Genomic DNA, 23,256 nt, shown 5'->3' with positions numbered 1-23,256 from the left:
CGATCTTGATGATCGCCCTGCACTGCTCGCAATAAATGAAAAGGCCGCTGGAAATTTCCAGCGGCCTTTTTTTATTCTCTTGCCGCCAGCGTCGATTCAAGCCGACCAGCCCAGCATCACGGCGCCCAACGCAATCACCGCGCAGGACAACAGCCTGCGCAAAGTCAGCGCTTCGCCCAGGAACATGCGCGCGATCAATGCCGCAAACAGCACCGACGTTTCGCGCAGGGCCGAGACCGGTCCCATCGGCGCCAGCGTGATCGCCCAGATCACGATGCCATATGCCAGCAGTGACATGGCGCCGCCGCCCAGCGCATTCCAGGTAGCGCGCTCGCGCAAGCCAATCCGCAGGCTGCCGTGCATCGACAGGTAAATCGCCAGCAAGGGCAAACCGTCGAGCAGGAACATCCAGCCGGCATAGGACGCAGCGCTGCCGGCCAGGCGCGAACCGAGGCCGTCGACGATGGTATAGCCGGCGATGAAAACGCCGGTGGTGAACGCCGACAGCGGCGCATCCCACTGCCGGCTGCCAGCCACGCTGTTGCCGCGCCTGAATTTGATTTGCGCCAGGCTGATGATGCCGGCCGAGATCAGCACCACCCCTGCCAGGGTCAGGATTCCCAGCTGCTCGCCGGCAAACAGGGCGGCGCCAAGCGACACCAGCAGCGGCGAGGAGCCACGCGCGATCGGATAAGACTGGCCGAAATCGCCGGCCCGGTACGCGCGGACTAAAAAGAGGTTGTAGCCGGCATGCAGGACCACCGACATCAGGATATATGGCCAGCTGGCAGGGGCTGGCAGCGGCGCCCAGAGCACAATGGGAACAGACGCCACCGCAGAACCGATGGTCATCAGGGTGATGGCCCATAAACGGTCACCGCTGCTTTTCAGCATGGCGTTCCAGGACGCATGCAGCAAGGCTGCGCACAATACCAAAGCAATCACGCCAGCCGTCATGCGCTAGCTCCGTGGGAACACCTTGGGTACCTGGTCATGGATTTTGAAATGAGAAATGAGGCTGGCAAAACCTTGCATTGTAAATGCAACGCGGGGTTTACGCCTCATGACGTAAACCCCGCGCATTTCCCTGCCCGGACGAAACCGGTCAAGCGCGCGTGCGGCCGGAACTCAGGTAATCGGCGATCGAATCCTGGGTCACCTCGCCCAGGTAACTGTTGTCCTGGCCGATCACCGGCATCCAGCTGGTACTGTGCTTGTACATCTTGGACAGCACCACGCGCAGGTTTTCATCCGGTGCCGCGCTGACCGGGAACGGCTTCATCTTGTCGATGCAAGCGCCCTGCCCGCTGCGCGCATCGCGCCTGGCGACATAGCCGAGCGCATGGTTGGCGGCGTTGGTGACCGTCACGTAGCGGTAGTCGTTATCGTCCATCACGCCATAGGCGGCAGCCATGCTGGCGTCTTCCAGCACCGTCGCCGAATTGGCGGCGGCGTCGCCGGCGCGCACCAGCAGCAGCCGTTTCAAGGTAGCATCCTGGCCGACGAACGAGCCGACGAATTCATCTTTCGGACGCGCCAGCAAGGTATCAGGATGGTCCACCTGCACCAGCTTGCCGGCGCGGAAAATCGCGATCTTGTCGCCCAATTTGATTGCTTCGTCGATATCGTGGCTGACCATGATGACAGTCTTGTTGAGCGCCCGCTGCATCTGGAAAAATTCATTCTGGATCGATTCGCGGTTGATCGGATCGACCGCGCCGAACGGTTCGTCCATCAGCAAAACCGGAGGATCGGCCGCCAGCGCCCGGATCACGCCGATGCGCTGCTGCTGGCCGCCCGACATCTCGCGCGGATACCGGCTCAGGAATCGCTTGGGATCAAGCGCCACCATCGCCATCAGTTCGGTCGCGCGCTCGTGGCAGCGCTTCTTGTCCCAACCGAGCAGGCGCGGCACCACGGTGATGTTTTCTTCGATGGTCATGTTGGGAAACAGGCCGACCTGCTGGATGACATAGCCGATTTTCCGGCGCAGGCTGACTTCATCCAGGCCGGTGGTATCTTCGCCGTCTAGCAGCACACGGCCGGAAGTCGGCGTGATCAGGCGGTTGATCATTTTCAGGGTAGTCGTCTTGCCGCAGCCGGAAGGCCCCAGGAATACGCAGATCTCCCCTTCGGCAACCGTCAGGTCAACCGCGTTCACGGCCTTGACCTTGGTGCCGTCTTTTTGGGTGAATACTTTACTGAGCTGGTCGAGTTGAATCATGGTTTTTGCATTCCTTTCGGTGTAAGCAGCCGCTGCAGCACCTGCAGCAGCATGTCGGCGACAATCGCCAGCACGCTGATCAGCACCGCGCCGACTACCAGTTTTTGCATGTTGCTTTGGCTGATGGCGTGCAGGATCAGGACCCCCAGGCCGCCGGCGCCGATGATCGCCGCCACCGCCATCACGCCGATGTTCATGACCACGGCGGTGCGGACGCCGCCCAGGATGACCGGCACCGACAAAGGCAGGTCGACCAGCCGCAAACGCTGCCAGAACGTCATGCCGATGCCGATGCCGGCTTCCTTGATGCCGTGGTCGATGCCGTCCAGCGCCAGGTAGGTGTTGCGCATGATCGGCAGCAGCGAGTACAGGAATACCGCGGTAATCGCCGGCAACGGCCCCAGTCCCTGGCCGAAACGGGAAAACAGCGGAATCATCAAGCCGAACAAGGCGATCGACGGCAGCGTCAGGATGACGGTCGCCAGGCCCATCATCGGACTGGCCAGCCAGCGGTGGCGGATCATCACGATGCCGAGCGGCACGCCGATCAGGATCGCCAGGCCGACCGCTATCCCTACCAGCATCAAGTGCTGGATCGTGAGCTGCAGGATTTCGGGCCAGGCGCTCGTCAAATAATCAAGAAAATTCATGCGGCATCCTTATATCAAGCCTTCGGCGCGCAGGAAATCTGCAGCGACCTGGGCTATCGGCAACTGGTCGATATCCACTTTTTTGTTCATCTCGGTCATCTTTGCGGTATCGATCTTTGCCGACAGCGCGTTGAGCTGTTCGGCAAGCTTCGGATTGGCGTCCAGGATCTCCTGGCGCACTACCGGCACCGCGCTGTAAAAGGCGAAGAACCCCTTGTTATCCTGCAGCAGCTTCAGGTTGAAGCCCTGCACCCGGCCGTCGGATGAATAAGTCAGGCCGACATTCAGCTGGTCGTTGCGCAGGGCGGTATACACCAGGCCGGCATCCATCTGCTTCACCTGGCTGCGCTCCAGGCTGAAACCGTACAGTGCTTGCAGCGGCTCAAGGCCGTCGGGGCGCGAAGCGAATTCGAAATCCATGCCCATCAGGTATTTTTTATCCGGATCCTGTTTGCCTGCCTGGTTGATTCTATCGGCCAGGTCCTCGATGGTGTTCAGGCCCTCTTCCTCGGCGCGTTGCCGCGGGACCGCCAAGGCATAGGTATTGTTCAGTTCGGATGGCTGCAGCCAGACCAGCTTGCGCGGCGCGTCCAGTTCCTTGACCCGCTGGTAGGATTGGTCCCGGTCCAGCTTTTCATCTATCTTGTTGTAGACGACCAGCGCGGTGCCGGTGTAGTCCCAGACGATGTCGATCTGCCCGCTTTCCAGCGCCTGGCGCATGATGGTGGTGCCAAGGCCGTTTTTCAGGCTGGCCGTGTAGCCTTTCGCGTTCAGGTATTGCTGCGTCATGGACGACAGGATCAGCTGCTCGGTAAAGTTCTTGCCGCCGACCACCAAGCCGGCCGCATTCGCTTGCGTCACGCCGAACAGGCCGAGCGTGAAAGCCAGCAATGCTGTCATACGGAATTTATGCATGTTTGTTCCTAGTCAGAATGGATGGCGCTCAGCGCAGCAGGCCGCGCTTGCTCAGGTAAGCGTTGCTGCCCAGCGAAACGATCGCGTCCAGCATCAGCGCCAGTACGGCGGTGGCGGTGGCGCCCAGCAGCAACTGCCCGTGGTTGTTCAGGTAAATGCCAGGGAAGATCAGGCCGCCCAGGCTCTCGCCGCCGATCAGGATGGACAATGGCGCGGTGCCGACATTGATCGCCAATGCGGTGCGGACGCCGCCGACGATGATCGGCAAGGCATTCGGCAGCTCGACCCGGAACAGCACCTGCAGCGGCCGCATGCCTATGCCCTTGGCCGCCTCTTTCATCGCCGGAGAAACCTGTTTCAAGCCTTCATGGGTATTGCGCACGATGGGCAGCAGCGAGGCCAGCCACAAGGCGAGGATGGCCGGCTTGTCGCCGATGCCGAACATGGCCAGCGCCAGCGCCAGCACCGCCATGGAGGGGATGGTGTTGCCGATATTGAAGATCTGCATCCATTTTTCGGCGTGGCGGGAAAAGTACGGCCGGCTCAGCACGATGCCGGCGGGGATCCCGCACAGCAGCGCCAGCGACATCGACCAGGCGACCAGCACCAGGTGACGGCCGGTGTAATAGACCAGGTCGCCCTGGTACTGGCGGATGACCGCAGGGCCGATCGACCAGGCGACGGCGGCCACCACCAGCAGTGTGACGGCGGCGCCGGCCATGGCGTTGCGATAGCGATTCGTCATGCTTACTCCCTTGCATAGGCAGCGACGGAAAACTCGCGGCGCGGCACGCCGGCTTTTTGCCTGCGGCTACGCCAACGGTTCTTCTTTTCCGCTGCATATTGCATGACCGCAAAACACGGAACGGCATGGCCGGAACCTGTCAGCGCGACATACAAACTCAATTTTTTATAATCTCGTCCGGTCTTCCCGCAGGGAGGACATTGAACAAGCCGACTGCCGCATGGGGCGGCAAAGAATGCGAGGAATTCCCCGACTTTGGTGAAACTCCGGCGTTGCCGAAGCGTGAGACAACCCGCTGACGCGAGTCACGAAACCCAAAAATGTGCCGTTGAGGCAGCACCATGATGTTGAGAGTTTGCCATTATAGCCAATTTTCTTGATGACGTCCAGTAATGGGTTTATCGAAAGCTATTACCCAAATGTCTGAGAAGAGATCAAAAGAGGCTTTTTCGCCAGCGGCAAGCCCGTTTGCCGCCGAATAAACAAAAATGCGAGACCGCCGGCAAACGGCGATCTCGCATGCCATTGCGATGTTGGCGACGCGGCATGCAGGCCAGCTTCAGCTGCACATGCCTGGCTGACTATCGCAGCCCGGGCAATCAGCCCTCGAGCTTTTTCGCCCGCGCCTGGACGTCGGCCAGGTTGCCTTTCACTGCGGCAGTCAAGCGTGTGCCGTAATCAGCGTCGGCCTTGTAAAAATGGCTAAGCATGATTTGCTTGGTTTCGGGATTGGCGACCTTTACCAGGTCGCTGGCAAGATTGCCGATCAGGTTCTCCTGCTCCTGCCTGGACAATGCGCGATAGAAATCGCCGGCCTGGCTGAAGTTGTCGGTTTTGGCGATGCGCGCCTGTTGCGTGCTGCCGCTCAGTGGCGTCTGCACCGCCTTGTATTGCGCATCGTCGGCATAGCTGCCGGCCTGGCGCGACGGCTGGTAATTGACATCGCCGGGCGGATTGGCGACAGCGCCGGCGCCGTTGGAGTTGTAATTATTCACCTTCGCCAATGGCTGGTTGATTGGCAAATGCTGGTTGTTTGCGCCCAGGCGGTGGAACTGCGTGTCCGCATACGAGAACAGGCGGCCCTGCAACATGCGGTCTTCCGACGGCTCGATGCCCGGCACCAGGTGCGATGGCGCCATGGCGACCGATTCGGTGGTTTCAAAGAAGTTCTCCGGCACTTTGTTCAAGGTCATGGTGCCAACCTTGGTTTCGGCGATGCCGGGCCAGATCTTGGTGGCGTCCAGGGCGTCGAAAGCAAATTTGCCCAAATCTTCAGGCTTCACCACCTGCACGTACAGGTCCCATTCTGGAAATTCGCCACGCTTGATTGCAGCGTAGAGGTCATCGGTCAGGTTATTGAAATCTTCGCCCTGTACTTTGGCCGCTTCGGCGCGCGTGAGGTTCTTCACGCCTTGCCGGCTTTTCCAGTGGAATTTCACATAACTGACCTGGTTCTGCGCGTTGACCATTTTAAATGCGTGGACGCCGTTGCCATCCATCATGCGGTAAGAAGCCGGGATGCCGAGGTCGGAATACACGCGCGTCAGCATGTGGGTGCTTTCCGGCTGGTGGCTGAAAAAATCGAAGAAGCGGTTGGGGTCCTGCGTATTGGTGATCGGCGACGGTTTCAGCGAATGGACCATGTCGGGAAACTTGATGGCGTCGCGGATAAAAAACACCGGCAGGTTGTTGCCGACCAGGTCCCAGTTGCCTTGGTCGGTATAGAACTTGGTGGCAAAACCGCGCGGATCGCGCAGCGTCTCCGGCGAGCCGCTTGGGTGGATCACGGTAGAGAAACGCACGAACACAGGCGTCTTTTTACCGGCGCCGGCAAACAGGCTGGCGCGCGTCAGTCCGGACAAATCGCCGGAGGAGACAAACTCCCCTGCGGCGCCGGTGCCGCGCGCATGGACCACGCGCTCTGGAATCCGTTCGCGGTCAAAGCGCTGCAGCTTTTCAATCAGATGCGTGTCTTGCAGCACGTCTGGCCCGCTTGGACCGGCGGTCTGCGAATTCTGGTTGTCGCCGATCGGCGAGCCATTGTCTCGGGTCATGGTTTGGGCGGTGGCACTGGATGCCAGCAATGCGCCGAAGCCCAAGGCCGCGATGCGCGAGAGTGAAAACTGCCTGGATATCTTCATAATTTGGCCTCTATGTTTTGTCATGTGCGGGGATACGCCGGCAAATTATGAAGTTCTGAAACATCTTTTCATATTGATAATTTCCAATGGGAAATATAGTCAAATACTATTGATATACGCAATTCAATTTATAACAACGAATAACATCTGACGGCCAATGAAATCAAAACAATCGCGCCGGCCAAGCCCTACCTACCCGAAAAACGGGCAGGCAGAAGCATGGCCGAACGCCTGCGGATTCCGGTTTGACGAAATCCCGGGATTGACGCGCAATAGAAAAACAGAAGGGAAAATGAAATGCGGCTTGCAGCCGCCGTCACTGTTGGCTAACCGTGACGGCGGGAGGATGAGGGAGATGGATCAGAGCGTCTTGCGCAATTTGCTGGCGGCAGCGGCCAAGGCGGTGATGCGCGCCCAGTCGCCGGACTTCAGCACATCTTTCGGCGTCAGCCAGGAACCGCCGACACAGGCGACGTTCTTGCAGGCCAGGAAATCCGGCGCGCTTTCCAGCGAAATGCCGCCGGTCGGGCAGAACGTGACGTCGCCCAGGGGACCGGCAATCGCATTCAGCATGCCGACGCCGCCGGCCGGCACTGCCGGGAACAGCTTCAGCTGGCGGAAGCCGGCTTCGCGCGCCGCCATCACTTCGGACGGCGTCATCACGCCAGGCAAGAGCGGCAGGCCGCTGGATTTGGCGGCAGCAATCAAGGCCGGCGTCAAGCCGGGCGAGACACCGAACACCGCGCCGGCATCGCGCGCGGCGACGAATTCGTCAGCCTGGGTCAACGTACCGACGCCGACAATCGCGCCCGGCACCTGCTCGGCGATGGCACGGATGGCCGGCAAGCCATGCACCGTGCGCAGGGTCACTTCAAGCACGCGGATCCCGCCTGCGACCAAGGCTTTGGCCAGCGGCACCGCATGCTCGATATCGTCGATCGCGATCACCGGGATCACCGGCGACGCCCGCATGATGTCCAGCAGCTGGTTGCCGTAAAGAAGATTTGTGGAGGTCATATCGTTGCTTTCTGTGGTTGTTCTGAATGTACGGCAGCTTCCGGATCATGCAGGACGGGCGGCAAACCAAAGCTGGTGGCGCCCTCTTCCGCTGCGCTCACCGTGGTGCGGAACATGGCAAACAGCTCGCGGCCCATGCCGACGTGGTTAGCGGTCAGGTCGATCGCCAGCGGCTGGCGCTGCACCCATTCTTCGGCCGGCACCAAGGCTTCCAGTATACCTTGCTCGGCATCCATGCGGATCATGTCGCCGTCGCGCACCAGGCCCAGCGGACCGCCGGCCAGCACTTCGGGCGTCACATGGATCGCTGCCGGCACTTTGCCGGAGGCGCCTGACATGCGGCCGTCGGTAACCAGGGCTACATGGCGGCCGGCGTCCTGCAGGATGCCCAGCGCCGGCGTCAATGCATGCAGTTCCGGCATGCCGTTGGCGCGCGGGCCTTGATGACTCAGGATGGCGACAAAATCGCGGTCCAGTTCGCCGGCGCGGAACGCCTTCATGAACGCTTCTTGCGAATGGAACACTACTGCCGGCGCCTGCACTACCCAATGTTCTTTCTTGACCGCGGAAATCTTGATGACCGAGCGCCCCAGGTTGCCGGTCAGCAGGCGCAAGCCGCCATCGGCGGAAAACGGCGCAGTGGCCGTGCGCAGCACCGAATCGTCGCCGCTCACGGCAGGGGCCGGCTTGAACACCACCGATTCGCCTTCCAGGAATGGTTCGGCGCAATGGGCACGCAGGCTATCGCCGAGGATGGTCTTGACATCCTCATGCATCAGGCCGGCATCCAGCAATTCCCGGATCACGAAACCGGTGCCGCCGGCGGCATGGAAGTGATTGACGTCGGCGTCGCCGTTCGGATAGATGCGGGTGACCAGCGGCACTACCGCCGACAGCGCATCGAAATCGTTCCAGTCGATGACGATGCCGGCCGCCTTGGCGATCGCCACCAGGTGCAAGGTGTGGTTGGTGGAGCCGCCCGTCGCCAGCAGCGTGACGATGGCGTTGACGATGCTCTTCTCGCTCACCACGTGGCCGACCGGCAGATACTGGTTGCCGCGGTCAGTGATTTTCAATGCCTGGCGCGCCGCCTCGGCGGTCAGGGCATCGCGCAACGGCGTGTTTGGCGTGATGAATGCGGAACCCGGCAGATGCAGGCCCAGCGCTTCCATCAGCATCTGGTTGCTGTTGGCGGTGCCGTAGAAAGTGCAGGTGCCGGCGCTGTGGTATGACTTGGCTTCCGCCTCCAGCAGTTCGGCGCGGCCGATCTTTCCTTCAGCGTAGAGCTGGCGGATCTTCACCTTCTCCTTGTTGGTCATGCCGCTGGTCATCGGCCCGCCAGGGATGAACACCGCCGGCAGATGGCCGAAATGCAGCGCCCCGATCAGCAATCCCGGCACGATCTTGTCGCAAATGCCGAGATAGACCGCAGCGTCGAACATGTTGTGCGACAGCGCAATCGCAGTCGCCATCGCAATCGCGTCACGCGAGAACAGGGACAGTTCCATGCCGGGCTGGCCTTGGGTCACGCCATCGCACATCGCTGGCGTACCGCCGGCAAACTGGGCGACGCCGCCGGCAGCATGGACTGCATCCTTGATGATTTGCGGGTAACGCTCGAACGGCTGGTGCGCCGACAGCATGTCGTTATACGAAGAGACGATCGCAACCGATGAACTTTTGTCCTGTTTCAGTCTCAATTTATCATTCGTTGGAAACGCGGCGAAACCGTGTGCAAGATTGGTGCACGACAGTGCTCCGCGCTGTACATCCTGGCGACGCGCATGCTCGAGGCGCGCCAGATAAGCGCTACGATAAGGCTGGCTGCGCGCAACGATACGTTCGGTGACTTTGGCGACGCTGGCTTGAACAGACATGATTAGATCCTTGAAACAGTAGGAATTTGAAATTTTACTACAAAATAATGCGGCAACGCTAATTTACCGCCCTTTTTTCCACCCTTGCCTGCCCTCATCCATCTTTCAAGGCAGCCCGCCTCACCTACGAAGCAGCACCCTTAGCCGTACGACAAGCTATGACCGTTATCTGGAGAAAACCACAGGCCGCCCGGCCAACGCAGACCGCAAAGCCACGCTAAACAAGCGCGCTACAAAATATTTTGTAGTGAAATTACCGATAACTGTTGTATAGTCGTATAAATTCCTGACCGACAATAAAGACTCCGGATATGCCACAACCAGCGCTTAATACTACCGCCAGCTTCCAAGCCTTGCATGCCCATTACGCAGCAGTCAAAGATACGTCGTTGCGCGAACTGTTCGCCGCCGCCCCGTCGCGCTTTGAACAGTTCTCCGTCAAGGCAGCCGGCCTGTTCCTCGATTATGCAAAAAACAATGTCACCGCGGAGACCATGGGCCACCTGTTTGCCCTGGCCCGGGAACGCCAGCTCGAAACCCGGCGCCAGGCGATGTTTGCCGGCGCCAAAATCAACACCACCGAAAACCGCGCAGTCCTGCACACAGCCCTGCGGGCGCCGCGCCTGCCGGCCCTGGAGCTGGACGGCCAGCAGGTCAGCGCCGATGTGCATGCAGTGCTTGAAAGAGTTCAGACTTTCACCGCCGCAGTTCGTTCCGGTGCTTGGCTGGGCTGCAGCGGCAAGCCGATCAAGGATATCGTCAACATCGGCATCGGCGGCTCCGACCTTGGCCCCAAGATGGTGTGCCAAGCCTTGCGTCCTTATCAACAGGCCGGCCTGACGCCGCACTTCGTATCCAATGTCGACGGCGACGACCTTGACGCCGTGCTCAGGCAGGTCGATCCGCAAACCACGCTGTTCGTGATCGCCTCGAAAACCTTCACCACTGCAGAGACCATGATGAATGCGCATTCGGCGCGCAACTGGTTTTTGCAGAATGCAGCCGGCGCGCAAGAATCCGACCTGCGCAAACATTTCGTTGCCGTTTCCACCAATGTCCAGGGCGTCACGGCGTTCGGCATCGATGCTGCCAACATGTTTCCGTTCTGGGACTGGGTCGGCGGCCGTTATTCAGTGTGGTCGTCGATCGGCCTGCCGGTTGCGCTGGCGGTCGGCTTCGAGCATTTCAGCGAATTCCTGGCCGGCGCCCACGCCATGGACCGGCATTTCCAGGATGCGCCGCTGGAACAGAACATGCCGGTGATCCTGGCTTTGCTGGGTGTCTGGTACCGCAATTTTTTCGATTACCGTTCGGTATCGATCGCCCCCTACCACCAAGACCTGGGCAACTTCCCGTCCTACCTGCAGCAGCTGGAAATGGAAAGCAACGGCAAGCGCGTCAGCCTCGACGGCGCCACGCTTGAAGCAGCATCTTGCCCGATCATCTGGGGCAACGTCGGCACCAACGGCCAGCACGCTTATTTCCAATTGCTGCACCAGGGCACGGACGTTACGCCGGTCGACTTCATTGCGACCCTGCACGCCAGCCACCAGCTGCCAGGCCACCAGGCGGCGCTGCTGGCCAACTGTTTCGCCCAGTCGGAAGCCTTGATGCGCGGCAAGCATGCGGACGAAGTGCAAGCGGAAATGCAAGCCAAAGGCATGCCGGCCGACCAGATCGCCGCCCTGCTGCCGCACCGTATCTTCCCGGGCAACCGCCCCAGCAACACGATCCTGATGGAAGCGCTGACGCCGGCCAGCCTCGGCGCGCTGATCGCCTTGTACGAACATAAAGTGTTTGTCCAGGGCGTGATCTGGGACGTCAACAGTTTCGACCAGTGGGGCGTCGAGCTGGGCAAGGTCCTGGCGAGCAATATCCTGGGCGAACTGACCACGGCTCCTGCTCCGCAAGGCCATGACAGTTCAACCAACGGCCTGATTGCGTTGGCGCGTACAGCTTTGTCATAACAGGGTTATATTTCTCGGCAGGATGGGAAGGCCCAAGGCTGCGCCAACCTTCCTGCATCTATCTCTCAATAGCGGCAGCAATTTATAGGTCTTAATTATCATGGCTCTTGCAGAATTCGATTTGGCAATCTTTGGCGGTACCGGCGACCTGGCGATGCGCAAGCTGCTGCCGGCAATGTATGCGCGCGACCGCGCCAACGACTTGCCGCCGGGAGCGCGCATCCTGTGCATCGGGCGCCATGAAAGCAGCGACGCGGATTTCCTCAAGCACGTAGAGCAAGACGCCAAGCCGCATATCAGCAAGGAAAGCCTGGACGCCACGGTCTGGCAGCGTTTTTGCAAACGCATCAAATATGTCGGCATGGACGCCACCGACGCCGCTTCCTACAAGGCGCTGGTGGAAGCCATGCGGCCCGACCACGCAATCACCAATGTGTTTTACCTGGCGACCCCGCCCAGCCTGTTTTCAAAAATCTGCAAGAACCTCGCCGCCTGCGGCCTGGCCACTTCCAACTCACGCGTAGTGCTGGAAAAACCGCTCGGCCGCGACCTCGCCAGCGCCAAGCAGATCAACGCCGAAGTCGGCGAAGTATTTGCCGAATCGCAGATTTTCCGTATCGACCACTACCTCGGTAAAGAGACGGTGCAGAACCTGCTGGCGCTGCGCTTCGGCAACGTGCTGTTTGAACCGCTGTGGCGCCGCGAATGGATTTCCGATGTGCAGATCACGATTGCCGAAGAGCTGGGCGTCGGCAACCGCATGGGTTACTACGAGACTTCGGGCGCCCTGCGCGACATGCTGCAGAATCACTTGCTGCAGCTGCTGTGCATCGTCGCCATGGAACCGCCGGTATCGATTACGCCGGATGCGGTCCGCGATGAAAAGCTGAAAGTCCTGCGTTCGCTGAAGCCATTCACGCCGACTACGCTGGCGCAAAACGTGGTGCGCGGCCAATACCGCTCCGGCCATGTCGAAGGCGTCGCCGTACCCGGCTATCGCAAGGAAGCCGACGCCAATCCGCACTCGCGCACGGAAACCTTTGTCGCCCTCAAGGCCGAAGTCGACACCTGGCGCTGGGCCGGCGTGCCGTTTTACCTGCGCACCGGCAAACGCATGGCCGATTCGCTGGCGGAAATCGTGATTCGTTTCAAGACCATTCCGCATTCGATCTTCGCCCAACCGAACAGCAGCTTTGAGCCGAACTGCCTGGTGATCCGCCTGCAGCCGGACGAAGGCCTGACCCTGAACCTGATGGCCAAGACTCCCGGCGACGGCATGCGCCTGAAGCCGGTCGAGCTGGAACTGAATTTCCGCGAGAGTTTCAAGTCGCCGCGCATGGAAGCTTACGAACGGTTGCTGCTGGACGTCTTGCGCGGCCAGCTGACGCTGTTCATGCGCAGCGACGAACTGGAAGCGGCATGGGAATGGGTGGAACCGATCCTGGAATTCTGGGACCAGGAAGAAGACGATCCTATTCCGTACACCGCCGGCACCTGGGGCCCCGCTGCGGCTAGCGCCCTGATTGCACGCGACGGCTTGCAATGGCGTGAAGAAGCGCTGCCAGAACTCTGACCGGGCTGGAACTCGAATGACGATGCTGCTGGATGCGATCCGGACCCAGATCGACTTGCTGTCGAAGTCGGAGAAAAAGGTCGCGCTGACGATTCTCGACAATCCGCAGCTGGCGCTGGCGGAAAACATTACTGCCCTGGCCAAGAACGCACAAGTGTCGGAGCCGACGGTAGTGCGTTTCTGCCGCGCCATCGGCTACGAAGGCTGGCATGATTTCAAGCTGAAGCTGGCGCAAAGCCTGGCGGTGGCGCTGCCGGGCGCGAACGAAATGCTGGCGCAGGACGATATCGCCGCCGACCTGGTCAACAAGATCTGCAGCCGCTCGATCAACACCCTGCTCGACCTGCGCAACCACCTGAGCGCCGATGCGATCCAGAAGGCGCTGGACGTCTTGCTCAAGGCGAACAAGATCGAATTCTACGGCCAGGGCACTTCCGGTATCGTGGCAGCAGATGCCCAGCACAAATTCTTCCGCTCCGGCGTTCCCACCGTCGCCTACTCCGATCCGCATATCCACAGTATCGCGGCATCGCTGCTGCAACCGGGCGATGCAGTGGTAGCCATCTCGCAGCGCGGCGGCAATGCAGCCCTGCTGCGCAGCGTGCAGCTGGCCAAAAAAGGCGGCGCCGACATCATCGTGCTGGGCCCCAGCGGCACGCCGCTGGCTGAGCTCGCCACGGTGCTGGTGCCGATCGACCTCAGCTTCAACATCGATCCCTATACGCCGATCTCGGCGCGCCTGGCGCACCTGGTGGTGATCGACATCCTGGCGGTCGGCCTGGCGCTCAAGCGCGGCCCTGAATTCCGCAAGAAAATGCAGAACGCGCAAAAAGCCTTGCAGCAGTTCGACATGCAGTTCGATTCGTTTTTTCGCTGACGCCGCCCCGTGCCGCTCGCGACGCACCTATAAAAAATACAGACATGAGACCAGATTCCGCAGCGCCCGACTACCGCGATCCAGCATTCCTGCGCGACAGGATGCGGCGCGACATCGCCTTCTTCCATCCGCGCGCGATTGATCCAGCCGGCGGTTTTTTCCATTACCTGAACGACGACGGCAGCGTCTACGACAGCGCCAGCCGGCACCTGGTCAACAGCAGCCGGATGGTGTTCTGCTACGCCCTCGCCTGGCGCCTCGACGGCAAGGAAGAATACCGCGAGGCAGCCCGCCATGGTTTGCGCTTCCTGCAGCAACAGCATTGGCAACCGTCATACGGCGGTTACGCCTGGGTGCTCGAAAACGGCGTCGCAGCCGATCGCACCCAGCATTGCTACGGCCTGGCGTTCGTGCTGCTGGCGCATGCCCATGCCCTGCGTATCGGCATCAGCGAAGCCGCCGACGGCATCGGCGCCACTTTTGACCTGATGGAAAAACTGTTCTGGTCGGAAGCGGACGGCCTGTACGCCGACGAGGCGACGCCGGCCGGCGTGGTGTCGCCTTACCGCGGCCAGAACGCCAATATGCACAGCTGCGAAGCCTTGATTGCGGCGTTCGAGGCCACCGGCGAGCAACGTTACCTGCAGCGCGCCGAGCTGCTGGCGCACAACGTCACGATACGCCAGGCGGCGCTGGCGGACGGCTGGATCTGGGAACACTACCATGCCGACTGGAGCGTGGACTGGGAGTACAACCGCCACGACAGCAGCAACATGTTCCGCCCGTGGGGCTTCCAGCCCGGCCACATGACCGAGTGGTCCAAGCTGCTGTTGCTGCTGGAGCGCCATCGTCCGCATTTGCAAGGCGACGCCGGCTGGCTGCTGCCGCGCGCGCGGGAGCTGTTCGATGTCACCATGCCGGCCGCCTGGGACCAGGTATCCGGGGGCATGGTGTATGGACTGGCGCCGGACGGCAGCGTCTGCGACGGCGACAAGTATTTCTGGGTGCAAGCTGAATCGCTGGCCACCGCGGCGCTGCTGGCGGCGCGTAGCGGCGACCAGGCTTACTGGGACAGCTACGGCAAATTGTGGGATTACAGCAGCGCGCACCTGATAGACCAGGAACGCGGCGGCTGGTACCGCATCCTGCGGCAGGACAACCGGCGCTATGGCCCGGAAAAACCGCCGCACGGCAAAACCGATTTCTATCATCCGATGGGCGCCTACCTGGAAGCACTGGCGGCGGTCGGCAGTCCGCTTGAGTAAACGTTTGAATAAGCACTTGAATCAATTCCTTTAAACATTGCATGGATGCTGTCATGTCTGACAAACCCCTTCTCACCTTTCCTCAATTCATCAGCGCCGGCGAAGCGTTGACCGACCTGATACGGGTCGGCGCCGACCAGTGGCTGAGCAAGACCGGCGGCTCGACCTGGAACGTGGCCCGCGCCGCCGCCAGCCTGGGCGTTTCATCGGCGTTTGCCGGCGCCATCAGCCAGGACTGGTTCGGCGACGAACTGTACGCTGCCAGCCAGGAAGCCGGCCTCGACCTGCGCTTCCTGCAGCGCGCGGCGCGTTCGCCGTTGCTGGCGGTGGTCTATGAAACCTCGCCGCCGCAATACAATTTCATCGGTGACAACAGCGCCGACCTGTCGTTCGACCCTGGCGCGCTGCCGAGCGGCTGGCAGCAGGCTGCGCAATGGGTGCACTTCGGCGGCATCAGCCTGACCCGCTCGCCGCTGGCCGAGCGCTTGATCGAGCTGGCAGAGGATTTGCACAGCCGCGGCGTGAAAATAAGCTACGACCCGAATTTCCGCAACGTAATGGACCAGCGCTACGACGCGGTGCTGAAAAAGATGGCGCAGCTGGCGGATGTGATCAAGGTTTCGGACGAAGACCTGGCCGGCCTGTTCCGCACAAACGACACCGAAGCCGCCCTGGCGACGCTGCGCGGCTTCAATCCGGACGCAACTGTGCTGCTGACCCTGGGCTCCAAGGGCGCCGCGATCCATGCCGGCGACCAGTACTGGCAGGTAGCGCCGCCGCCGATCACCGTGGTCGATACGGTGGGCGCAGGCGACGCCGGCATTGCCGGCCTGATTTATTCGCTGATACAGGAAGCTGCCGCACCTGCAGCATCGGGCAGCCAAAATGCAGCACCCGACTGGCTGCAGCACCTGCGTTTCTCGATCGCCTGCGGATCGGCTGCTTGCCTCAATGCCGGGGCTAAACCGCCGCAACTGGGGCAGGTTCGGGCCTTGCTGGAAAAAATATAAGGTGTTGGTCCGCCATCCCGCACTGCACGATAAATGTATCTAAATTACTTGTAGTAAAAATACAGATAAAAAAATTTCCACAAGAAAACAAATAAAAAAATCACCAAACAAGGGCATTTTTTAATAGACCTTTCCGTTGCCACAACTATGCATTCGACGCATGAAAAATTTGCCGGTGCTGTAAATTAGCAACACAAATATAGTAAAACTACACAAATAAAACAAAAATTTCATAAACAGGTTTACCATTCTTAACAACAAAGAAATCGGCATTACAAGAAGCAAGAACGAAGGTCCGGTTCAAGAATTTCGAGCTACACAAGACTCGGAAAGCAGTGGTCAACGCCACATTTTTACTTAGGAGATGAAATGAGAAAATCTGTTCTGAAAGCCATGCCGTTGGCCAAGCCACTCGCGGTTGCAGCAGCCCTGGCTTGCGCCTTTGTCGGCTCAGCCCAAGCGCAAACCAGCGTGACCATCTACGGTCGCGTTGACGCAGGCATCAACTACCAAAGCAATCAAGTAGGCAAAGACGCAAACGGCAACACCATCCGCGGTGGCCAATGGGGCATCGGCGGCAATGAGTGGGGCACCAGCATGATCGGCTTCAAGGGTGTTGAAGATCTGGGCGGTGGCCTGAAAGCGCTGTTCACGTTAGAAAGCGGCTTCCAAGCCGACACCGGCCGTTTCAACGGCACCGGCCTGTTTAATCGTCGTTCGACCGTTGGTTTGAACGGTGGCTTCGGTACCGTGAAAATCGGCCGTGACCTGGCGCTGCCAAGCGACCGGGTATGGAGCATCGATCCTACCGGCCAACAGAACATGAGTACTTCGACCTTGTTCAAAGGTCGTAACTGGCCACAAACCAGCAACCAGATCCAATACGTCACGCCAGATATGGGCGGCCTCTACGTGCACCTCATGTACGGTGCGGGCGAAGCTGCAGGATCGACTACACGCGGACCAACTGGTTCAGGAATCGGCAACAGCACCGGCATCGCAATTGGTTTCGTACAGCCTACCTATGAATTGCTGGCGATGTACGATACGGCACATGACGAAAACGGCACTTACGACAGCTTGTTCTCCCGCTCCAAGGAAATCACTGTCGGCGGCAACGTTACGTTCGGCGCGACAAAACTGTATGCCGGCTGGCAAAACCTGTCGGCTCCGGCCCAGCCTCTGACGACCAGCGGCATTGGCGCAGCCAACAAAGCCAACCAGTTCTGGCTCGGCGCCAACTTCCAGGCGACTCCGGCTCTGACGCTGATCGGCGCGGCTTATCACGTCAAGCTTAACCACGACGTAGGCAGCGCAAACCTGTTCATGGTAGGCGCCAACTACAACCTGTCCAAACGCACTCTGCTGTACGCGAGCGTCGGTACTATCCGCAATGGTTCGAACACCGATTTCCAAGTTCAGACCGGCGACAGCACTGGCTTAACTGGACAGAACCAGAACACGTTCTACACTGGTATCAGCCACTCGTTCTAAGACAGCAGGCAACAGCCGGCGCGCCGCTTGAGCTCGGCGCCTCGGCTGAGCCTGCCAGCACTACTGTTGTGCTTGCCGCGTGAGTGGCAGTTAGTGAGAGACGTCCCTGGGTAACTCCCAGACTTTGCCCATTCGCGTGCGAATGGGCATTTTTTATGGGCGCACGGTTTGCGCGAATGCGAAGCGACGCAAGCGTGTGGGAAATGGCGGAACCACCGGAAGACGCCGCTTACTTTCCGGGAAGAAGAAAATAAGCGGCTACAGGCTGCAGATGATTACTTGATATGGGAAATGACATTCGGCGACAAGGTCACCTCTTGGTCGCTGCGCGCCGATTGCACCGGCTTGCCGTCGCGCTCGGCGGTGATCTTGTCGCTGTCCGATTCGCCCAGTGAGGCGATATGGGTCAGGATGCCGCGCTTGGCCTGGCGCTGCAGCTCGGCAAACGGACTGGAACGGTTGAGCGACACGCCCACCGCCAGCACATCGATCAACAGCAGCAGCAGGATCCGCGACACCATCGGGATGTGCATCATGCTGCTTTCGTCGTGCTCGACCGCCAGCGTGTAGTGCGCGCGCTTGGCCAGCTGCGAATTGCTCGGCGCCAGCGCAATGATGGTAGCGCCGGAATGCACCGCGACCTCGACCGCCGGCGCCAGGTGGCGCAAACGTCCCGAATTCGAAATCACCACCACGACATCGCTGCTTTTCAGCATGGCGGCGGAAACTTCCTGCAGCTGCGGATCGGTATATGCCGAGGATGGAATGCCCAGGCGGAAGAATTTTTGCTGCGCGTCCTCGGCCACCAGGCCGCAGCTGCCGAAGCCGTAGAACTCGATGCGGCTGGCCTGGCTCAATACTTCAATCACGCGCGACAAGGTATCGGCATTGAGGTTGTCGCGCACTTCCATCATCGCCGAAATGGTGTTGTCGACTACCTTGACGCCGACATCCAGCGAGGAATCGCCGACGTGGACCTGGCTATGCGCGACCGGCACCGTGCCGGTGACGCCGGAAGCCAGCTTCAGCTTGAAATCGGCCAGCCCCTGGCAACCCATGGTGCGGCAAAAACGGATCACGGTCGGCTGGCTGACATCGGCGCGCCTGGCGATTTCTGAAATCGGCTCGCTCATCACGGCGCGCGGATGCGCCAGGATCAGGCTGGCGACCTTCTGTTCGGCCGGTGAAAACTGGTCGCGCGCCTTGCGGATCTTTTCCAGGATAGGCACGGCATTGCCGCCTCCCAGGTGCTCGGAAAGGATCGCCGCGACGCCGACAAAAGCCGGGTACGGCGCGGTGATGACAAAGGTCGGGATCTTCGCCAGGTAATTGCTGAAACGCCCTTTGCTCTCGAAACGTGCGCGGAACGGCGAACGCGCGAAATACTCGCCCAGGCGCGGCACCACGCCGCCGCCGATATACAAACCGCCCAAGGTGCCCAAGGTCACCGCGACGTCGCCTGCCACCGTTCCCAGCATCGCGCAAAAACATTCGACCACTTCCATGCACAAGCCGTCCTGGCCTTGCAACGCCCGTTCGACAATCTGTGCAGTCTGCAAAGGCTCTGGCTTGGCAATGCCTTGCAGGTCGGCCAGCGCCTGGTAAATCATTTCAATGCCGGGGCCGGAAACCAGGCGCTCGGCGGAAACGTGAGAATAAGTGCGCCAGCAGTAAGCCAGCACCGCCGCTTCGCGCGCATCGCCCGGCGCAAAGGTGACGTGGCCGCCTTCGCTGCCCAGCGCGATCCAGCGGCCTTCGGTGGGAATCAGCCCGCCCACGCCGAGCCCGGTGCCGGCGCCGACCAGGCCGACCACGCCGCCGCTCAGCGCCCTGCCGGCGCCGACCTGGATGCAATGCGATTGCTCCAGGTGCGGCAAGGACATCGACAGCGCGGTGAAATCGTTGACCACCAGCAGCGTATCCAGGTTCAGGCGGCGGCGCGTGGTTTCTATCGAAAATTCCCAATCGTGATTGGTCATCTTGATATCGTCGCCCTGCACCGGGTTGGCGATCGCGATCGCCGCATGCCGCACCTGCGGATGTTCGCTGGCCGACAAGTATGCCTCGACCGCCAGGGCGAATTCGGCATAGTCGGCGCAACGCAAGGTCTGTATCGAGTCGATCTGGCCCGGCGCCCGCTCCAAGCCGAAACGCGCATTGGTGCCGCCGACGTCTGCCAGCAGGCGCGGACCATCCAGATAGCTAGTTGCCGGATTCTCGCTAGCGCTCATGATCGTGGATGAAGACATGGTGTAAAACTTTCACTTAAATACTGTTAGTAGGATGGGCGGCGGCGATTGCTTCGCCATGCCGCGCTTCTCAAATTTTTCGGTCAGGGACTCAACGATCTTCCGGCCACTGGGCGCCGGCCCGCGCCATCATCGCGAACGATGCGGTCGGCCCCCAGCTGCCTGCCATATACGGTTTGGGCGGGGCCGAGCTGCTTTGCCAATGACGCAGCAGCGGTTCCACCCAGCGCCAGGCTGCTTCCTGTTCGTCGCGCCGCACGAACAGGGACAAATTTCCACGGATTGCATCGAGCAGCAAACGCTCATAGGCTTCTGCCCGGCGCTGCTTGAAGGCCTGGTCGAAAGCCAGGTCGAGCGCCACCGGCTGTACCGTCATGCCGTCGCCCGGCTGCTTTGCCAGGCAATGCAGCTGGATCGACTCATCCGGCTGCAAGCGGATCACCAGGCGATTGCTGCTGCCGCCGGCCAGGCCGCCCGGCATCGGCAGGATGGCGTGCGGGATAGGCCGGAAAGTGATCACGATTTCCGCCGTGCGCTGCGCCAGGCGCTTGCCGGTGCGCAGGAAAAACGGCACGCCGGCCCAGCGCCAGTTATTGATCTCGGCATGCAAGGCAACGAATGTTTCGGTCTGCGATTCCGTCCCTACCCCTGGCTCTTGCCGGTATGCCGCAACCGATTTGTCGTCGACCGCGCCCGCCACGTACTGGCCGCGTACCGCCTTGAGCTCCATGTCTTCCGCCGAAAACGGCTTGAGGGCGCGCAATACGCGCAGCTTCTCGTCGCGCACCGCATCGGCATCCAGCGAGGTCGGCGGCTCCATCGCCACCATGCAAAGCAGCTGCAGCAGATGGTTTTGCACCATGTCGCGCATGGCGCCGGTGGCGTCGTAGAACTCGCCGCGCCCCTCTACACCCAGCTGTTCAGCGATTGTCAGCTGCACATGCGCCACCGATTCGCGCCGCCACAGCGGTTCAAACAAGGAGTTGGCGAAACGCAGGGCCAGCAGGTTTTGCACCGCTTCCTTACCTAAATAGTGGTCGATGCGATAAATCTGTTCTTCGGCGAAGACCCGCGCTACCGCATCGTTGATCGCGCGCGACGACAGCAAATCGTGCCCCAGGGGCTTTTCCAGCACCAGCCGCGCCTGCGACAGGTCGATCTCGCTGGCGGCCAGGTTGGCGCAGATCGGCTCGAACAGCGAGGGCGACGTCGCCAGGTAAAACACCGACACCGCCTTGCTGGCAGCCAGCGCCTGTGCCAGCGCCCGATACCCGGCGCGGTCCGTCAGGTCCAGCGGCAGGTAGGTGATACGCGCCAGGAAGCTCTGCCAATGCGCATCGTCCTCGGCTCCAGCCACGCCGCTCTTCACATAGGGGATGGCGCTCTTGCTGACCCACGCCAGGTAGTCTTCCTGGCTGAAATCCTGCTTGGCGACGCAAATAATGCGACCATCCTGGTGCAGCTTCCCTTCCCGATGGGCAACAAACAACGCCGGAAGTATCTTCCGCATCGATAAGTCGCCGGTCGCTCCGAACAGCGTAAAAGTAAAAGGGATAGTTGGCTGCATCAAAATTTTTGTAATAAATAAAAAACTTATATTGCAATATTAATGTAGCATTACTACAATTACAAGCGGCGTAAGGAGTAAATCCTTCATATTTACAGGGAAACTCAAGATCGCATGTAGTTTTACTAGTTTTTCACATGATACACATGGGCGGATAATTTCGCAGGGTTCGAACAGGTAAAAGAACGTCGCCTTGCGGCATTTCCCGGCCGTTGCGTACATGCAGGTTTGAAGTGGGAGCAGCAAAGTAGTGTCTGGCCTGGCGGCAACCACAATAAGGTGCCGGCAAGCTTTTGCAAGGATTATCATCAGGTAACAAAGCATTCATCGCAGACTAATTCTCAACACAGGAGACAAGAATGAAACTGAATCAAATAATAAAATCGGTATTCGCAACCACTGCACTGTTGTCCAGCGCCGCCGCGGTTCACGCGGCTGAGGTCGAAGTGCTGCATTACTGGACATCGGGCGGCGAAGCCAAATCAGTCGCTGAGTTGAAAAAGATCATGGAAGCCAAGGGCGTCACCTGGAAGGACTTTGCGGTTGCCGGCGGCGCAGGCGAAAACGCCACGACCGCGCTGAAAGCCCGCGTGATCGCAGGCAGCCCTCCGACAGCGGCGCAGATCAAGGGACCGTCGATCCAGGAATGGGGCCAGGAAGGCGTGCTGGCGAACATCGATGCCGCAGCTACTGCGGGCAAATGGGATTCGCTGCTGCCTAAGGTGGTTTCCAACACCATGAAATACCAAGGCCATTACGTGGCAGCGCCGGTCAACGTGCATCGCGTCAACTGGATCTGGATCAATCCTGAAGTCCTGAAAAAAGCCGGCGCCAAAGTGCCTACCACCTGGCCTGAATTCTTCGACGCTGCAGACAAGATCCAGAAAGCCGGCTTCATCGCCGTCGCCCAAGGCGGCCAGCCTTGGCAAGATGCGACCATGTTTGAAACCGTTGCGCTGGGCGTAGGCGGCGCCGACTTCTACAACAAGGCGCTGGTCAAGCTCGATCCGGCCACCCTGACCGGCCCGACCATGATCAAGACCTTCGACACGCTGGGCAAGATCAAGGGTTATATCGACAAGGACGCTCCAGGCCGCGACTGGAACCTGGCGACTGCAATGGTCATCAACGGCAAGGCCGGCATGCAGTTCATGGGCGACTGGGCCAAGGGCGAGTTCACCGCTGCCGGCAAGCAGCCTGGCAAGGACTTCCTGTGCGCACCAGCTCCTGGCACCGCCAAGTCGTACACCTACAACATCGACTCGATCGCCATGTTCAAGGTCAAGAATCCTGATTCGCAAAAGGCTCAGCTGACCCTGGCCACCGCCATCATGAGCCCTGAGTTCCAGGAAGTATTCAACCTGAACAAGGGTTCGATCCCGGTCCGCCCTGACATCCCGCGCACCAAGTTCGACAGCTGCGCCACCGAATCGATGGACGACATGGCTGCTGCCAGCAAAGCCGGCACGCTGGAGCCAAGCATGGCGCACGGCATGGCTGTCAGCTCCGCGGTACAGGGCGCCATGTTCGACGTCGTTTCCAAGTTCATGCATTCGAACATGACCTCGCAGGCCGCGGTACAGGCGCTGGCAAAAGCGGCAAAGACACAATAAGTGAGTATTTTTGCTGTTTGCCTAGTGTATTTTTTAGAGTAAATGAGAACCGGGGCCGAAGCGAGTAACATC

At 60.1% G+C, this 23,256-nt stretch carries 17 protein-coding genes; 7 read left to right on the top strand and 10 right to left on the bottom strand.

The genetic code is table 11. The features are described 5' to 3' along the window. Positions 1-96: 96 nt before the first annotated feature. The 8 genes from AC07RZ_RS00475 to edd all read right to left on the bottom strand — a co-directional run bounded on the left by AC07RZ_RS00475 (position 97) and on the right by edd (position 9,569). Complete coding sequence (locus AC07RZ_RS00475; RefSeq protein WP_494666488.1) at positions 97-957, bottom strand: EamA family transporter; 861 nt, start codon at positions 955-957, stop codon at positions 97-99. Between the two features lie 148 nt (positions 958-1,105). After that, positions 1,106-2,224 (bottom strand): ABC transporter ATP-binding protein, encoded by a 1,119-nt coding sequence (locus AC07RZ_RS00470; protein ID WP_494666487.1) that lies wholly within the window; start codon positions 2,222-2,224, stop codon positions 1,106-1,108. After that, entirely contained in the window at positions 2,221-2,874 is a 654-nt protein-coding gene (locus AC07RZ_RS00465; RefSeq protein ID WP_092398381.1) for an ABC transporter permease, read from the bottom strand. The genes AC07RZ_RS00470 and AC07RZ_RS00465 overlap by 4 nt, the downstream gene beginning before the upstream one ends. A gap of 9 nt (positions 2,875-2,883) precedes the next feature. After that, the gene (locus AC07RZ_RS00460) at positions 2,884-3,789 is read right to left on the bottom strand and encodes a glycine betaine ABC transporter substrate-binding protein (protein WP_494666486.1); all 906 of its coding nucleotides are present in this window, start codon (positions 3,787-3,789) and stop codon (positions 2,884-2,886) included. A gap of 28 nt (positions 3,790-3,817) precedes the next feature. Continuing rightward, positions 3,818-4,534: an ABC transporter permease gene (locus tag AC07RZ_RS00455; protein WP_494666485.1), complete on the bottom strand. Its 717-nt coding sequence runs from the start codon at positions 4,532-4,534 to the stop codon at positions 3,818-3,820. A 599-nt stretch (positions 4,535-5,133) separates the two neighbouring features. Further along, the gene (locus AC07RZ_RS00450) at positions 5,134-6,675 is read right to left on the bottom strand and encodes a catalase (RefSeq protein ID WP_494666484.1); all 1,542 of its coding nucleotides are present in this window, start codon (positions 6,673-6,675) and stop codon (positions 5,134-5,136) included. A 360-nt stretch (positions 6,676-7,035) separates the two neighbouring features. Continuing rightward, complete coding sequence (locus tag AC07RZ_RS00445) at positions 7,036-7,692, bottom strand: bifunctional 4-hydroxy-2-oxoglutarate aldolase/2-dehydro-3-deoxy-phosphogluconate aldolase (protein WP_144740435.1); 657 nt, start codon at positions 7,690-7,692, stop codon at positions 7,036-7,038. Next, positions 7,689-9,569, bottom strand: a complete 1,881-nt coding sequence (edd, locus tag AC07RZ_RS00440) for a phosphogluconate dehydratase (RefSeq protein WP_494666483.1) — start codon at positions 9,567-9,569, stop codon at positions 7,689-7,691. Before edd ends, AC07RZ_RS00445 begins: the two co-directional genes overlap by 4 nt. Positions 9,570-9,880: 311 nt before the next feature. Between edd and pgi the strand changes: the two genes are divergently transcribed. The 6 genes from pgi to AC07RZ_RS00410 all read left to right on the top strand — a co-directional run bounded on the left by pgi (position 9,881) and on the right by AC07RZ_RS00410 (position 17,755). Further along, positions 9,881-11,536 carry a glucose-6-phosphate isomerase gene (gene pgi, locus AC07RZ_RS00435; protein WP_494666482.1) on the top strand — a complete coding sequence of 552 codons (1,656 nt, stop codon included), beginning with the start codon at positions 9,881-9,883 and terminating at the stop codon, positions 11,534-11,536. Positions 11,537-11,636: 100 nt separating this feature from the next. Beyond that, positions 11,637-13,109 carry a glucose-6-phosphate dehydrogenase gene (gene zwf, locus AC07RZ_RS00430; protein ID WP_494666481.1) on the top strand — a complete coding sequence of 491 codons (1,473 nt, stop codon included), beginning with the start codon at positions 11,637-11,639 and terminating at the stop codon, positions 13,107-13,109. Positions 13,110-13,131: 22 nt separating this feature from the next. After that, a complete protein-coding gene (locus AC07RZ_RS00425; RefSeq protein WP_092398567.1) occupies positions 13,132-13,986 on the top strand; it encodes an SIS domain-containing protein in 855 nt (284 codons plus the stop codon). A 44-nt stretch (positions 13,987-14,030) separates the two neighbouring features. After that, positions 14,031-15,251 carry an AGE family epimerase/isomerase gene (locus tag AC07RZ_RS00420; protein WP_494666480.1) on the top strand — a complete coding sequence of 407 codons (1,221 nt, stop codon included), beginning with the start codon at positions 14,031-14,033 and terminating at the stop codon, positions 15,249-15,251. Positions 15,252-15,304: 53 nt separating this feature from the next. Continuing rightward, complete coding sequence (locus AC07RZ_RS00415) at positions 15,305-16,261, top strand: carbohydrate kinase family protein (RefSeq protein ID WP_494666479.1); 957 nt, start codon at positions 15,305-15,307, stop codon at positions 16,259-16,261. A gap of 369 nt (positions 16,262-16,630) precedes the next feature. Continuing rightward, positions 16,631-17,755, top strand: coding sequence for a porin (locus AC07RZ_RS00410; protein WP_144740416.1), 1,125 nt, complete (start codon positions 16,631-16,633; stop codon positions 17,753-17,755). Positions 17,756-18,030: 275 nt separating this feature from the next. Here the strand turns inward: AC07RZ_RS00410 and AC07RZ_RS00405 are convergent, their stop codons facing one another. Next, positions 18,031-20,004: a glucokinase gene (locus tag AC07RZ_RS00405; protein WP_494666478.1), complete on the bottom strand. Its 1,974-nt coding sequence runs from the start codon at positions 20,002-20,004 to the stop codon at positions 18,031-18,033. Between the two features lie 91 nt (positions 20,005-20,095). Beyond that, positions 20,096-21,571 carry a glucose-6-phosphate dehydrogenase gene (zwf, locus tag AC07RZ_RS00400; RefSeq protein WP_494666477.1) on the bottom strand — a complete coding sequence of 492 codons (1,476 nt, stop codon included), beginning with the start codon at positions 21,569-21,571 and terminating at the stop codon, positions 20,096-20,098. A 359-nt stretch (positions 21,572-21,930) separates the two neighbouring features. On the opposite strand from zwf (AC07RZ_RS00400), the gene AC07RZ_RS00395 reads away from it, so the two are divergent. Continuing rightward, positions 21,931-23,184 carry an ABC transporter substrate-binding protein gene (locus AC07RZ_RS00395; RefSeq protein ID WP_494666476.1) on the top strand — a complete coding sequence of 418 codons (1,254 nt, stop codon included), beginning with the start codon at positions 21,931-21,933 and terminating at the stop codon, positions 23,182-23,184. Positions 23,185-23,256: the final 72 nt, after the last annotated feature.

The organism is Collimonas sp. GW821-FHT07E08 (assembly GCF_059418905.1).
The sequence above is the reverse complement of the archived record's forward strand: the minus strand, read 5'-3'. Positions and strand labels throughout refer to the sequence as shown.